The organism is Polaromonas naphthalenivorans CJ2, assembly GCF_000015505.1.
Taxonomy (GTDB): domain Bacteria; phylum Pseudomonadota; class Gammaproteobacteria; order Burkholderiales; family Burkholderiaceae_C; genus Polaromonas; species Polaromonas naphthalenivorans.
This window is the reverse complement of sequence record NC_008781.1, coordinates 2,051,563-2,065,611: the sequence shown is the minus strand read 5'-3', so window position 1 is coordinate 2,065,611 and position 14,049 is coordinate 2,051,563. Positions and strand designations below refer to the sequence as shown.

Annotated in this window: 11 protein-coding genes and 1 pseudogene; 4 read left to right on the top strand and 8 right to left on the bottom strand. The window is 62.5% G+C overall.

Features of this window, described 5'->3' with window-relative positions; genetic code table 11:
* Window positions 1–116: 116 nt before the first annotated feature.
* Complete coding sequence (locus PNAP_RS09735; protein WP_011801333.1) at window positions 117–2,453, bottom strand: Tex family protein; 2,337 nt, start codon at window positions 2,451–2,453, stop codon at window positions 117–119.
* 184 nt (window positions 2,454–2,637) lie between these two features.
* Between PNAP_RS09735 and PNAP_RS09730 the strand changes: the two genes are divergently transcribed.
* Window positions 2,638–3,159 (top strand): hypothetical protein, encoded by a 522-nt coding sequence (locus PNAP_RS09730; RefSeq protein WP_011801332.1) that lies wholly within the window; start codon window positions 2,638–2,640, stop codon window positions 3,157–3,159.
* 110 nt (window positions 3,160–3,269) lie between these two features.
* Here the strand turns inward: PNAP_RS09730 and PNAP_RS09725 are convergent, their stop codons facing one another.
* Window positions 3,270–4,475: an extracellular catalytic domain type 1 short-chain-length polyhydroxyalkanoate depolymerase gene (locus tag PNAP_RS09725; RefSeq protein WP_041376648.1), complete on the bottom strand. Its 1,206-nt coding sequence runs from the start codon at window positions 4,473–4,475 to the stop codon at window positions 3,270–3,272.
* Window positions 4,476–4,722: 247 nt separating this feature from the next.
* Between PNAP_RS09725 and trhO the strand changes: the two genes are divergently transcribed.
* Entirely contained in the window at window positions 4,723–5,673 is a 951-nt protein-coding gene (gene trhO / locus PNAP_RS09720) for an oxygen-dependent tRNA uridine(34) hydroxylase TrhO (RefSeq protein WP_011801330.1), read from the top strand.
* 1 nt (window position 5,674) lies between these two features.
* Window positions 5,675–6,361, top strand: a complete 687-nt coding sequence (locus PNAP_RS09715) for a glutathione S-transferase (RefSeq protein WP_011801329.1) — start codon at window positions 5,675–5,677, stop codon at window positions 6,359–6,361.
* Between the two features lie 3 nt (window positions 6,362–6,364).
* Here PNAP_RS09715 and PNAP_RS09710 read toward each other — a convergent pair whose 3' ends face one another.
* Window positions 6,365–6,796, bottom strand: a complete 432-nt coding sequence (locus PNAP_RS09710) for an Lrp/AsnC family transcriptional regulator (RefSeq protein ID WP_011801328.1) — start codon at window positions 6,794–6,796, stop codon at window positions 6,365–6,367.
* A 140-nt stretch (window positions 6,797–6,936) separates the two neighbouring features.
* Between PNAP_RS09710 and PNAP_RS09705 the strand changes: the two genes are divergently transcribed.
* Window positions 6,937–8,115 (top strand): saccharopine dehydrogenase family protein, encoded by a 1,179-nt coding sequence (locus tag PNAP_RS09705; protein WP_011801327.1) that lies wholly within the window; start codon window positions 6,937–6,939, stop codon window positions 8,113–8,115.
* A gap of 47 nt (window positions 8,116–8,162) precedes the next feature.
* Here the strand turns inward: PNAP_RS09705 and sbcB are convergent, their stop codons facing one another.
* The 5 genes and pseudogenes from sbcB to PNAP_RS26665 form a co-directional block, all read right to left on the bottom strand.
* Entirely contained in the window at window positions 8,163–9,611 is a 1,449-nt protein-coding gene (sbcB, locus tag PNAP_RS09700; RefSeq protein WP_011801326.1) for an exodeoxyribonuclease I, read from the bottom strand.
* Window positions 9,612–9,779: 168 nt separating this feature from the next.
* Window positions 9,780–12,116 carry an ATP-dependent Clp protease ATP-binding subunit ClpA gene (gene clpA, locus PNAP_RS09695; RefSeq protein WP_011801325.1) on the bottom strand — a complete coding sequence of 779 codons (2,337 nt, stop codon included), beginning with the start codon at window positions 12,114–12,116 and terminating at the stop codon, window positions 9,780–9,782.
* A gap of 80 nt (window positions 12,117–12,196) precedes the next feature.
* Entirely contained in the window at window positions 12,197–12,565 is a 369-nt protein-coding gene (clpS, locus tag PNAP_RS09690) for an ATP-dependent Clp protease adapter ClpS (protein WP_083758033.1), read from the bottom strand.
* A 548-nt stretch (window positions 12,566–13,113) separates the two neighbouring features.
* Complete coding sequence (locus tag PNAP_RS09685) at window positions 13,114–13,512, bottom strand: RNA recognition motif domain-containing protein (RefSeq protein ID WP_011801323.1); 399 nt, start codon at window positions 13,510–13,512, stop codon at window positions 13,114–13,116.
* Between the two features lie 284 nt (window positions 13,513–13,796).
* Window positions 13,797–13,973 (bottom strand): annotated as a pseudogene (locus tag PNAP_RS26665) (DDE-type integrase/transposase/recombinase); the annotation flags it as partial.
* Between the last annotated feature and the right edge of the window lie 76 nt (window positions 13,974–14,049).

Genomic DNA, 14,049 nt, shown 5'->3' with positions numbered 1-14,049 from the left:
ACCAGGCCGCTATTGAATACATAGCTGCTACCGCCCGTGGCTATTGCGCAAACGCCCTGTTTGACTGTCAAAAGATCGTCTTTTTGACCGTGGAAACAGGAAATGCGTCGGAAATGCTATTTCTTCAGTCCCGCCAGCTTGCTGAACGCCGATTCCATCGCAGTTGATGCCGGCTGCGGCGCGCCCTGCCGCGCTCCGCCACGGTTTTGCGTGCCGGGCCGGGCGCCTTCAAAGCGGTTGTCGCGCGGGGCGTCACGGCGCGCTGGCGCAGCGTCCAGCTTCATGGTCAGGCCGATGCGCTTGCGGGCCACATCGACCTCGGTCACGCGCACCTTGACGATGTCGCCGGTTTTCACAACCTCGCGCGCGTCGGTCACGAACTTGTTGGACAGCTGGCTGACATGCACCAGGCCGTCCTGGTGCACGCCAATGTCGATGAACGCGCCGAAGGCCGCCACGTTGCTGACCGTGCCTTCGAGCAGCATGCCTTCCTTCAAGTCGCGGATGTCTTCCACGCCGTCATTGAAGCGCGCCACCTTGAAGTCGGGGCGCGGGTCGCGGGCCGGCTTTTCCAGCTCGGCCAGGATGTCTTTGACCGTGATGACGCCGAACTTCTCGTTGGCGAACAGCTCGGGCTTGAGCGTCTTGAGCATCTCGGCGCGGCCCATCAGCTCGGCCACCGGCCGGCCGGTGTGCGCCATGATCTTTTCAACGACCGCATAGGTCTCGGGATGCACGCCGGTCATGTCCAGCGGATTGGTGCCCCCGCGCAGGCGCAAAAAGCCCGCGCTTTGCTCGAAGGTCTTGGCGCCCAGCCCCGTGACCTTGAGCAAATCAGCGCGGCTGCCGAACGCGCCGTTCGCATCGCGCCAGCGCACCACCGACTTGGCCACCGTCTGGCTCAGCCCCGACACGCGCGCCAGCAGCGGCACGCTGGCGGTGTTCAGGTCCACGCCGACGCTGTTCACGCAGTCCTCGACCACCGCGCTCAGGCTGCGCGCCAGGTCGCTCTGGTTCACGTCGTGCTGGTACTGGCCGACGCCAATCGATTTCGGGTCGATCTTGACCAGCTCGGCCAGCGGATCCTGCAGGCGGCGCGCGATGCTGGCGGCGCCGCGCAGGCTCACATCGACATCGGGCATTTCCTGGCTGGCGAATTCGCTGGCCGAATAGACCGAGGCACCGGCTTCGCTGACCACCACGCGCTGCATGCCGTCGATACGCTTCATCAGGTCGGCGGCCAGCTTGTCGGTTTCGCGGCTGGCCGTGCCGTTGCCAATCGCGATCAGGTTCACGCCGTGCTTTTCGCACAGCTTGGCGAGCGTGTGCAGCGAGCCGTCCCAGTCCTTGCGCGGCTCGTGCGGAAACACCGTAGCGGTTTCGACCAGCTTGCCCGTCGTATCGACCACGGCCACCTTCACGCCGGTGCGAATGCCGGGGTCCAGCCCCATCACCACGCGCGGGCCGGCCGGCGCGGCCAGCAGCAGGTCGCGCAGGTTGTCGGCAAACACCTTGATGGCGACTTTTTCGGCGTCCTCACGCAAGCGGGTGAACAGGTCGCGCTCCAGCGACAGGCTGAGCTTGACGCGCCAGGTCCAGGCGATGCACTTGCGGATCAAATCGTCGGCCGGCCGCGCCTTGTGGCTCCAGCCCAAGTGCAGCGCAATCTTGCCCTCGGCGATGCTGGGCTTGCCGGCCTCGGGCGGCTCGGGCAGCACCAGCTTGGCGTCCAGGATTTCCAGCCCCCGGCCCCGGAACACGGCCAGCGCGCGGTGCGACGGCACGCGGCCCATCGGCTCGTCGTAGTCGAAATAATCGCGGAACTTGGCGTTGTCGGCATGGTTCTCGTCCTTGCCGGCGACCAGTTTGGACGACAGCAGGCCCTCGCTCCAGAGCCACTGGCGCAGCGACTGCACCAGCGGCGCGTCCTCGGCCCAGCGCTCGCTGAGGATGTCGCGCACGCCGTCGAGCACCGCCTGCACGGTGGTGAAATCGTCGCCGCTTTCGTTCTTTTCGGCCTTCACGTAGGCAGCGGCTTCTTCAGCAGGGTTCAAGGATGAGTCGGCAAACAGCCGGTTAGCCAGCGGCTCGATGCCCGATTCGCGGGCGATCTGGCCCTTGGTGCGGCGTTTTGGCTTGTAGGGCAGGTACAGGTCTTCGAGATCCTGCTTGGTGGCGGCGAATTCAATGGCCGCGCGCAATTCGGGCGTCAGCTTGCCCTGCTCATCGATGCTCTTGAGCACCGTTTCGCGGCGGCTTTCCAGTTCGCGCAGATAAGACAGCCGCTGCTCGAGTTCGCGCAGCTGGATGTCGTCCAGCCCGCCGGTGGCTTCCTTGCGGTAGCGCGCAATGAAGGGCACCGTGGCCCCGCCATCGAGCAGCTCCACGGCGGTCTTGATCTGGTGTTCATGAACCCTGATTTCGGTGGCGATCTGGCGAATGATTTTTTGCATGGTCAAGAAAGGTTGGGCAGCCGATTGTGGCGATCTTTGTGGCGATTTTTTGCCTGCCGCCGGGTGCGCTTCCCGTGCAAGCTGACGCCAAAGGGCGGAATTGTCCCACAGTCAAATTGGTCCTCCGCGCCCATAATTCCGGCCAGTCACAGCGCTATTTTTACAATCAAAAAAGGAGTCCTTCATGCGTTTTCGCACCATTCTTCTGGTCCTCGCCATTGTGCTGGTTTCAGCCTTCGTGGCACTGAACGTGGATGAATTCACGCGCATCAGCACGCTGAGCCTGGGCTTCACCACCATCCAGGTGTCGCTGGGCCTGGTCATGCTGGTGCTGCTGATCGCGACCCTGGTCATTTTCCTGGGCAGCACGCTGTACATGCAGAGCAGAAACGTGCTCGAAGCGCGAACCCACACGCGCGAACTCAATGCCCAGCGTGAACTGGCCGACAAGGCCGAAGCGTCGCGCTTCACCGAACTGCGCGCCTACCTGGAAGCGCAGGTGGTGGCGGAGCAGCAGCGCGAGACAGCGCTGGGAACCGTCTTGGCGGACCGTTTTGCCCAGCAGCAGCAAGTGCTCCTGGCGCGCATGGAACAGATGGACAACACCCTGGCCGCCTACATGGGCGAACTCGAAGAACGCCTGGCGCAGCGTACCGGCGCCGCGCCCTACCTGTCAGCCGAGAATGGCAACACGGCATTGAGATAAGCCCCAGCCGTCATGCCGGCGGGTTGATGCTATAAAAATAGAAGCACAATATGCCCGCTGGTGTTGCGCAAAACTGGTATTTTTCCTGAAAACAGCCGCCAAACTCGCCCTTACATGAGGCCAGGCACCGATTGCAGGCGCTTCTGGCGCGAGAAAAAATTCCACATCAGCAGCGTGGCATCCGGGCCTTCGGGCGCGCTGTAGTCCAGGCTGCCCTCGCCGCCGCTCCAGGCATGGCCGAGCAGGTCGATTTCGCACTTCATCACCATCGGCTTTCGGCCCGCGTAGTAGGTCGCCGTCTTGTAGGCGCGGCGCGGACTGCGGCCGGTGCTGCGCCCGGCATAGCTGCGCACGACCGGCTCGGTGCGGGTGATGAACGGCGCATCGACCAGCGCGAACTGGGCCGTCAGGTGATCGACATTGACGCGCCGCACCACCGGATCGTTCCTGCCCTGGATCAGCATCACCGGCATGCCGGGAAACTTCACCGGCGCGTCGGTAAACTCCCGGACCGCTTCCGGGTGCTTGATGCCCGCTCCCTGCTGCATCGCCTGGAAGCCGCCCAGCGCGGAGTCGCTCGTCCCATAGACCGGCGCCGAATGCAGGCCGGCGGCGGCAATCAGCCGGGGATGGCGCAAGGCCAGGATGGCCGCCAGGCCCGCGCCGGCCGACAGCCCCGCCACATAGGTGCGCGAGGTGTCGAGCCGGTGCTTGGCCTGCACCTGCTTGACCATTTCGGCAATCAGTTCGACATCGCCCTGCCCCTGCTGGGTGGCGCGCCGGTACCAGTGCCAGCAGCGGTGCGAATCGGTGGCCACCGACTGCTGCGGATACAGCACCGCGAAACCCTTGCGCTCGGCCAGCTGGTTCATGCGGGTTGAAGCGGCAAAGTCCGTGGCGGTCTGCTTGCAGCCGTGCAGCATGACCACCAGCGGCCGGGGTTCCCTGGAAAGCACCGAAGGCAGGTAAAGCCAGTAGAGCATGCGGCGGGCCGAAGCCAGCCCCGTTCCCGGCAGCGTGAAAAACGATTTTTTCCAGCTTCCGGGCAGGAGCGGCAGCACGCTGGCGGCGGGCTGGGCGGGAGCGGCGGCTGGCTTGCGGCGCGGCTTGGCAGCTTTGGAAGCCGGTGCCTTGACGGCCTTGATGTTCTTGAGGGTGATCGGGCGGATGGTTTTGGCGGCCTTGGCACGCTTTGCCACCGGCGCGCGAACGACGGGGGTCAGCAGGCTTTTGAAGAGCTTGCGGCCCTGCGCCTGCTGTACCTTGCCGACGCGGCGCAGATTTTTCAGCCAGAGGCTGGTCAGACTTTTTGTCATGGTTCCTTGGCTTGATGAGAAGACGAATAAGGTGAAAGCCAGCGGCCGTGCAAAAACGGCCGGGGCTTTGCATCTTTTTAAAGCATTGCGGACCATTTTGCTGCATTGCAACAAAATGGCTTGTAAGCGGGTTTCCCCAAAACCGGACAGTCGCCGGATAATTCGCTTCATCCTTCAGACCGTGCCTCGGGCTCGCCAGGCGCGCGTCAAACCAAATTTTTCGTATTTCTCTTCTGTTTTCACCACCATGCCTGATTTCTTGACCGCCGCGCTCTATAAATTTGTTGAACTGCCCGACTTTGCCGACCTCCAGGCGCCGCTGCTGGCCTGCTGCGAAGCCCATGGCGTCAAGGGCACGCTGCTGCTGGCGTCCGAAGGCATCAACGGCACGATTGCCGGAACGCAGGCTGGCGTTCATGCCGTGCTGTCTTTCTTGCGCAACGATCCGCGCCTGGCCACGCTGGAGCACAAGGAAGCGCATGCCGCGCAGATGCCTTTTTACCGGATGAAGGTTCGCCTGAAAAAGGAAATCGTCACCCTCGGCGTTCCCGATGTCCACCCGGCGCTGATGGCCGGCCAGTACGTCAAGCCGCAGGACTGGAACCAGCTGCTGGCCGACCCCAGCCTGGTGCTTGTCGATACCCGCAATGACTACGAAGTCGCCATCGGCAGCTTCAAGGGCGCCATCAACCCGGCGACGCACAGCTTTTCCGAACTGCCCGGCTGGGTCGAAAAGGAAATGGCCGAGGGCGGCTGCCTGGCGCCCGTCGATGGCAAAAAGCCCCGGGTCGCCATGTTCTGCACCGGCGGCATCCGCTGCGAGAAGTCCACCGCCTTCATGCGCGCCAAGGGATTCGACGAGGTCTATCACCTCGAAGGCGGCATCCTCAAGTACCTCGAAACCATGCCCGAAACGCAAAGCCAGTGGCAGGGCGAATGCTTTGTGTTTGACGAGCGGGTCTCGGTGGGCCATGGCCTGAACCCCGGCGACTTCACGCTGTGCCGCTCCTGCCGCGACCCGCTGAGCGCCCAAGACCGTCAATCGCCGCTGTATGAACTCGGCGTGAGCTGCGCCCACTGCCACGCGCGCACCACCGACGAACAAAAGCACGGCTACCGCGAACGCCAGCGCCAGGTCGAGCTGGCGGCAGTGCGCCACCAATCCCATATTGGCGTGCGGCAGCCGGGCAGCGAGTGACATGAACGTGGCTCAGCCCCTGCCCGTGCTGTATTCGTTTCGCCGCTGCCCCTACGCGATGCGCGCGCGCATGGCCATCGCCGTGAGCGGCCAGCGCTGCGAGTTGCGTGAAGTGTTGCTGCGCAGCAAACCGGCCGAAATGCTGGCCGCCTCGCCCAAGGCGACGGTGCCGGTGCTGGTCCTGCCCGATGGCCAGGTGATCGAGCAGAGCCTGGAGATCATGCTCTGGGCTCTGGCGCAAAACGACCCACAGGGCTGGCTCGCTTCAGACAGCGCCGGCCTGGAGGCCCAGCAGGCGCTGATCGCCGCCAACGATGGCGCATTCAAGCAGCATCTGGACCGCTACAAATACCCCAACCGCTACCGGCACGAACACACAGGCGATGCGCAGGATTTTGCCCAGGCGCACCGGCTTGATGCCGCCGGCTGGCTGCTGGAGCTTGAAGACCGGCTGCTTGGCCATCCCTGGCTGTTTGGCCCCGCCGCCAGCCTGGCCGACATCGCCATCCTGCCTTTTGTGCGGCAGTTCGCGCATACCGATGCGGCCTGGTTCGCGGCGCAGCCCTGGGTGCATCTGGCGGGCTGGCTCGCGCGCTGGGAATCCGGGGCGCTGTTTGCACGGGTGATGGAAAAATACCCGCCCTGGCAGGCCGGACAGGCGCCTGTCGGGTTCGCGCCGGCTGCCTGAAACTCAGCGCTCAAAGCGTTTGGACAGCACCACCGAGGTGTGGGTGCGCTCAACCCCTTCAATCAGGCCGATGCGGTTGATCAGCGCGTCCAGCCCTTCTATCGAGCCGGCCTGGACGATGGCGATCATGTCGAAGGTGCCGCTGATGGACAGCAGGGAGCGCACTTCGGGAATCCGGCGCAGCGCGGCTTCGACCGGACCCGAGAGCTTGGGGCCGACCGTGAGCATCACATGCGCGGCGACCTGCGACTGCTCATGGGCCGCGCCGGTGCGCGCGCCATAGCCGGTGATCACCCGGTCGCGCTCCAGCCGCGCAATGCGCGCCTGCACGGCGGTACGCGACAAGCCGACCTTGCGCGCCAGCAAGGCCACCGGGCAACGCGCGTTTTCCCGCAACTCGTTGAGCAGGGTTTGGTCAATGGCGTCCAGTTTCATGCGAAATGTAGTGTCAGCTATGTCGATTCGCCTGAATTATTGCGTCGATTTGCCTGAATTGCTACTGGCAACTGGCATGCGCCGCTCCCACAATTGAATGCAGGTTTCATGCTTTGGAGGTCTCAACAAGGAGAATTGCGATGAAAAAAATCATGCTGGTCGGCGCCGGCAACATCGGCTCGACCATTGCCGCCCTGCTGGATGCGGCCGGCGATTACGCGGTCACGGTGGTGGATGCGTCGCCCGCCGCGCTGGCCAGCGTCACGACGGGCGCACGGGTTCAGGTGCAAACGCTGGACATCACCCAGCCGGACGCCCTGCGCGCGGCCCTTGCCGGGCAATTCGCGGTGCTGAGCGCCGCGCCGTTTCATCTCACGACAGCGATTGCCGAGGCCGCCGTTGCCGAGCAAGTGCACTACCTGGACCTGACCGAAGATGTCGCCAGCACCCGGCGCGTGCGCGAACTGGCCGCCGGCGCGCAGTCGGCGCTGATGCCGCAATGCGGCCTGGCGCCGGGCTTTGTGTCCATCGTGGCCGCCGACCTGTGCCGGCGTTTTGACAGCCTGCACAGCGTGCGCATGCGCGTGGGCGCGCTGCCGCAGTTCCCGTCGAACGCGCTCAACTACAACCTGACCTGGAGCACCGACGGCGTCATCAATGAATACTGCGAGCCCTGCGAAGCCATCGTCGAAGGCGTTCCGCGCCAAGTGCCGGCGCTGGCCGAGGACGAGGAGTTTTCGCTCGACGGCGTGACCTACGAGGCATTCAACACCTCCGGCGGCCTTGGAACGCTGTGCGAGACGCTGGCCGGCCGGGTCATCAACCTCAACTACAAGACCATACGCTACCCCGGCCACGCCGCCATCATGAAGGCGCTGCTCAACGACCTGCGGCTGCGCGACCATCGCCATGTGCTCAAGGACATCCTGGAAAACGCCTTGCCGGCCGCGCTGCAGGACGTGGTGATCGTGTTTGTGACTGTCAGCGGCCTGCGCGATGGCCGGCTGATGCAGGAAACCTATGCGCACAAGGTGTACAGCCAGTTGCTGGGCGGCACGCTGCGCAGCGCCATCCAGGTCACGACCGCCGCCGGCATCTGCACCGCGCTCGACCTGCTGGCCAGCGGACGCCTGCCGGCACGGGGCTTTATCCGCCAGGAAGACATGGCGCTGGCCGATTTCCTGGACAACCGCTTTGGCGCGGTCTATGCCGGCGGGCCTGCCGCCAGCCCGCCCCGGCGGGCTGACCCGCGCGTGGCCGCCGGCCACACCGCCCCTGCCCATAAATTCAAGGGTTTAAGGCCTCTTGCGCACGGCTAACGGGCGTCTACAGCTATTAATTAAGTAGCAAGCCTGCATAAAACCACTCAGGACGCAGGCTCAGGCACGATGGCCTCGGCGTAGTCATACAGGGCGCCCAGAATCGCTTCGCCGCGCTCGTCGGCGGTTTGCGCCAGCGCATCAATCCCGGCAAACAAGGCATCGACATTGCGCGCCCCGCCCTCACCGTCCAGCAGCCGCGCTGCGCGATGCGCTTCCCAGCGCTCGGTGTCTTCAGGGTTCAGGGTTTCGGGGAAATTGCGCGCGCGGTAGCGAAACACCAGCTCCTTCAGCCGCCCGTCGTCAAAGCCCATGCGGCTGTGCGCCAGTTCGGCACCAGACATTTCGCGCAACTGGTTCAGCCTGCGGCGGTCGTCGTTGCCGATGAAGCCGCCATACAGGTTTTCATCCACATCGGGCTCGGCCTCCGCCGCACGCCTGAACACCTCGGGCCAGACCGCACTCATGTCGGGCAGGCCAGCGGCGATTTCGGCATGGCGCAGCGCTTGTTCAGTGTCCACACCCCAGCGCGCCGCCATGGCGGGCGTCAAGGTTTGTAGATTACGTACGACCATGGGGGACTTGTTCAGGTGCACCGACTTGATCGGCAGGCGCTGCACGCCCTCGGGCAGATCGGCCGACTTGCTGAACAGCCGCAGGCGCAGCGTGGCCACATCGAGCAGCGGCAGCTCGCTCGGGTCATGCGCCAGATCCCACGCCAGCACTTCGTTCTTGTTGGCCGGATGGGTGGCCAGCGGAAACATGACGGCCAGGCAGCCGCGCTCGGCCGGGAACATGCCCGAGACATGTAAAAACGGCCGGGCCATCCGGGCGGTGGCGGGCAAACCCAGTTCGGCCGATACCCGGGCTTTTTTGTGCAAACCCAGGCAAAAGTCAAACAGCCTGGGCTGCGCCGTGCGAACCAGCCGGGCCAGGGCAATCGTGGCGCGAACGTCAGACAGGGCATCGTGCGCCGTCTCATGCAGCAGGCCATTGGCGCGCGCCAGGTCTTCAAGCTTGAAGCTCGGTTTGCCGTCCTCCTTCAAGGGCCAGACGATGCCGTCGGGCCGCAATGCATAGGCCATGCGCACCACGTCGAGCAAGTCCCAGCGGCCGCATTCGTTTTGCCATTCGCGGCCATACGGGTCGATCAGGTTGCGCCAGAACAGGTGGCGCGTCACCTCGTCATCAAAACGGATGGTGTTGTAGCCCACGCCAATCGTTCCGGGCTGCGCCAGCACCTGCTCGATCCGGGCGGCAAACGCATGCTCGGGCACACCATGCTGCAGGCAATGCTGCGGCGTGATGCCGGTGAGCACGCACGACTCCGGGTCAGGCAGGTAGTCGTTGGCCGGCTGGCAATAAATCATCAGCGGCTCGCCGATCTCATTGAGTTCGGCGTCCGTGCGAATCCCGGCAAACTGCGCCGGCCGGTCGCGGCGCGTATTGAGGCCAAACGTCTCGTAGTCGTGCCAGAGAAAAGTGTGCGAATCCATCGTTGTCAACTTTGTATTTTTCAAGTAAAAACAGCTGTTTGCGCAATCAGCGCGGGCGCAAGCAGCTACTATTTTTATAGCGCCATGCAAAAAGGCCGGCAGCGTGAAGCTGCCGGCCTTTCTGGATTTCAGTGCGCTTTCCGGGCGGCACTACTCAACTGTCAGCGGTCAACTCGCCTCGGCCGCTTCCGGCTCCGGCTTGGCACGGCCTTCGCGTTTGGCCAGCGGCTGGATGTCGAGTTCGACTTCGCCGGTTTCCACGCCTTTTTCGTCGGTCGTGACCTTCATGTCGACCGTCAGGCGGCCGCCTTCGGTCAGCCGGCCAAACAGCAGCTCGTCGGCCAGCGCACGGCGGATCGTGTCCTGGATCAGCCGCTGCATCGGACGCGCGCCCATGAGCGGATCGAAGCCCTTCTTGCCAAGGTACTTGCGCAGCGTGTCGGTGAAGGTCACCTCGACCTTCTTCTCGGCCAGCTGGGTTTCAAGCTGCAGCAGGAACTTGTCCACGACGCGCAGGATGACCACTTCGTCGAGCGCCTTGAAGCTCACCACCGCATCCAGGCGGTTGCGGAACTCGGGCGTGAACAGGCGCTTGATGTCGGCCATTTCGTCACCCGCTTCGCGCGGGTTGGTGAAACCGATGGTCGCCTTGTTCATCGTCTCGGCGCCGGCATTGGTCGTCATGACGATGATCACGTTGCGGAAATCGGCCTTGCGCCCGTTGTTGTCTGTCAGCGTGCCGTGGTCCATGACCTGCAGCAGCACATTGAAGATGTCCGGATGCGCCTTTTCGATTTCGTCGAGCAGCAGCACGCAATGCGGCTTCTTGGTCACGGCCTCGGTCAGCAGCCCGCCCTGGTCAAAACCGACATAGCCCGGAGGCGCGCCAATCAGGCGGCTCACGGCATGGCGCTCCATGTACTCGGACATGTCGAAGCGGATCAGCTCGATGCCCATGATGTAGGCCAGTTGCTTCGCCGCTTCGGTCTTGCCGACGCCGGTGGGGCCGGAGAACAGGAAGGAGCCAATCGGCTTGTCGTCCTTGCCCAGGCCCGAGCGTGCCATCTTGACGGCCGACGCCAGAATGTCCAGCGCCTTGTCCTGGCCGAACACCACGCTTTTGAGGTCGCGTTCCAGCGTCTTGAGCTTGCCGCGGTCATCGTTCGACACATTGGCGGGTGGAATGCGGGCGATCTTGGCCACGATTTCCTCCACCTCGGTCTTGGTGATGGTTTTCTTGCGCTTGTTGGCCGGCAAGATACGCTGGGCAGCGCCCGCCTCGTCAATCACGTCAATCGCCTTGTCGGGCAGATGGCGGTCATTGATGTACTTGGCGCTGAGTTCGGCCGCAGCCTGCAGCGCAGCCAGCGCGTACTTGACGCCATGGTGTTCTTCAAAGCGCGACTTCAGGCCCTTGAGGATATCGACGGTTTCCTGAACCGTCGGCTCGACCACATCAACCTTCTGGAAGCGCCGCGACAGGGCCGCGTCCTTTTCGAAGATGCCACGGTATTCGGTGAAGGTGGTGGCGCCAATGCACTTGAGCTGGCCCGAACTGAGGGCCGGCTTGAGCAGGTTGGATGCATCGAGCGTGCCGCCCGAGGCCGCGCCGGCACCGATCAGGGTGTGAATCTCGTCGATGAACAGGATGCCGTTGGGCTTGTCCTTCAGCGACTTGAGCACGCCCTTGAGCCGCTGCTCGAAGTCGCCCCGATACTTGGTGCCGGCGAGCAAGGCACCCATGTCGAGCGAATACACATTGGCTTCGGCCAGAATTTCCGGCACGTCCTTTTGCGTGATGCGCCAAGCCAAGCCCTCGGCAATCGCCGTCTTGCCCACGCCGGCCTCGCCCACCAGCAGCGGGTTGTTCTTTCGCCTGCGGCACAGAATCTGGATGACGCGCTCGACTTCGTAGTGGCGACCGATCAGCGGATCAATCTTGCCTTCCTTGGCAAGCTGGTTCAGGTTGACCGTGTACTGCTCCAGCGGCGAGGCTTTTTCATTTTTCTCGCCACTCTCTTCGTTTTCGGCAGCGGTTTCGCCGGTCTTGGTGGGCTCTGGCGGATCGCTTTTCTTGATGCCGTGGGCAATGAAATTGACCACATCCAGGCGCGTGACGCCCTGCTGGTGCAGGTAATACACCGCATGCGAGTCTTTTTCGCCAAAAATGGCGACCAGCACATTGGCGCCGGTTACTTCCTTCTTGCCGCTGCCCGTGGACTGCACATGCATGATCGCGCGCTGGATCACGCGCTGGAAACCCAGCGTGGGCTGGGTATCGACATCATCGCTGCCGGCTACCTGGGGGGTGTTGTCCTTGATGAAATTGGCAAGCGACTTGCGCAAATCATCCACATTGGCTGAGCAGGCGCGCAGCACTTCAGCGGCACTGGGGTTGTCCAGCAAGGCCAGCAGCAGGTGTTCCACGGTGATGAATTCGTGGCGTTGCTGGCGTGCCTCGACAAAGGCCATGTGCAAGCTGACTTCTAATTCCTGGGCAATCATAGATTTTCCTTTCGGCTTGCGTGGATAAATACGTTACTTGAATATTCTGAACTCTAGGAGGATATTGTCCAGTTTTACCGTTATTCAATGGGTTCGCTGACACATTGCAGCGGATGGCCATTTTTTCGGGCTGCTTCCGTGACCTGGTCAACCTTGGTTGCCGCGACATCTCTGGAGAATACTCCGCAAATGCCTTTTCCATCGAGATGGATCTTGAGCATGATCTGGGTCGCGGTTTCACGGTCCTTGTTGAAAAATTCCTGGATGACCACCACGACAAACTCCATCGGCGTGTAGTCATCGTTGAGCAGCACCACCTGGTACATCTGAGGTGGTTTTGTCTTTTGCGGGCGGCGTTCCAGCACCACCGAGTCCCCGCCGTTCACGTCGGCAGGCTTGACGGCAGGAGTTGGCGGTTGCGCCGGAGATTTAGGGGGTTTTGTTGCCATGGAAATCATTCTAGCCATCGATATCATTCGTTGCAGCGGATAAGACAATTGGTGGCGGGCAAGCGACATTCAAGCGGGTGCCAGGTTTTTGAAGGACAAGCATCCACCAAGGCATGAAAAAACCGCCTCGGGATCGCTCCCGGGCGGTCTGCGCGGCCAGTTCAGGCCCGCTTGATCAATCGATCATTCTCTATCGAATCAGCCGCAACCCGCATAGATGCTTGATTCTTTATCATATCAACCTCAACTATGGCTCCATTGAAGGGGTGCTAGGCTTGCCTTTCCCATCGGCAGACCACCCAATTCATAAACCTTGTCATCCCTTGCGCTTGCCGTGCGGCCCGCAGCTTGTCGATCACCTTGATCCGGCGCCAGCGGCCAGCGGCCAGCGTACCCAGCAGAGCATCGCGGGCCTTGTAGGGTCAGGGGTGAAGCAAAGAAAAAAGGCTTCAAAACCGAAGTTCCGAAGCCTCTTATGCCTTCCTCAGCGCAAGGCTGAGACAGCTGGTTTGCAACGACATCTCTGCCGTAGGCTGGGTTTGCAGGGCTTAGTAGCCGCCGCGACCACCGCCGCCGCCGTAACCGCCACCGCCACCGCCAGAACGATCGCCGCCGCCGTAGCCACCGCCACCAGAACGATCGCCACCACCGCCATAACCACCACCGCCACCGAAGCCGCCGGTACGGGGAGGACGTGCTTCCATTGGACGGGCTTCGTTCACAGTGATGCTACGGCCGCCAAGTGACTGACCGTTCATGCCGGCAATTGCGGCTTGCGCTTCGGCATCGCTGCCCATTTCGACGAAACCAAAGCCTTTGGAGCGACCGGTGTCGCGTTCCATCATGACTTTAGCGCTGGTGACAGCACCGAATTGACCAAAAGACTGCTGCAGGTCTTCGTCACGCACTGTGTAAGGCAGGTTGCCGACGTAAAGTTTGTTGCCCATGGAGGACTCCTTCAAAAAACACAAAAAACAAAAGCGATGGGGTCCCGAAAGCACAACAAACCCAAGAAGTACCGCCGTAGCGCGAAACTGACCAATCACCGAACCTGTGCGAGTGTTTTGCTACCCGCACATTTGAATTATGCGTCATGAAACGCGGGGCAATAACATTCCTTGCCTACAACGTGACCTTGCCCCTGGATTGCATACCCCAAACCGAGATCATGAACTGGCTTGCCTGGCCTGAGCTGCAAGCCAGGTTTGCTCGAATTGATCTTAGATTGAGTGTCCCAGCAGTTGCCACGCCGGCTCATCGAACTCAGGATGCCGTACGCCTTGAGCGCGTCCCTGAAGGCACCACTGGCGTACTGGCTGCCCCGGTCGCTGTGGAACAGCACCCCGGCCTGCTTTCCCTGGATGCTGTAAAACACCTGCAAAAGCATAGCGTGCAAGTTCGGCTCCACCCTTGCTGCATGGAGCCATCTTGGAGCTTATTATGGAGCCATTGCGATGAAACCGCATGAAGCACCATAGGACATT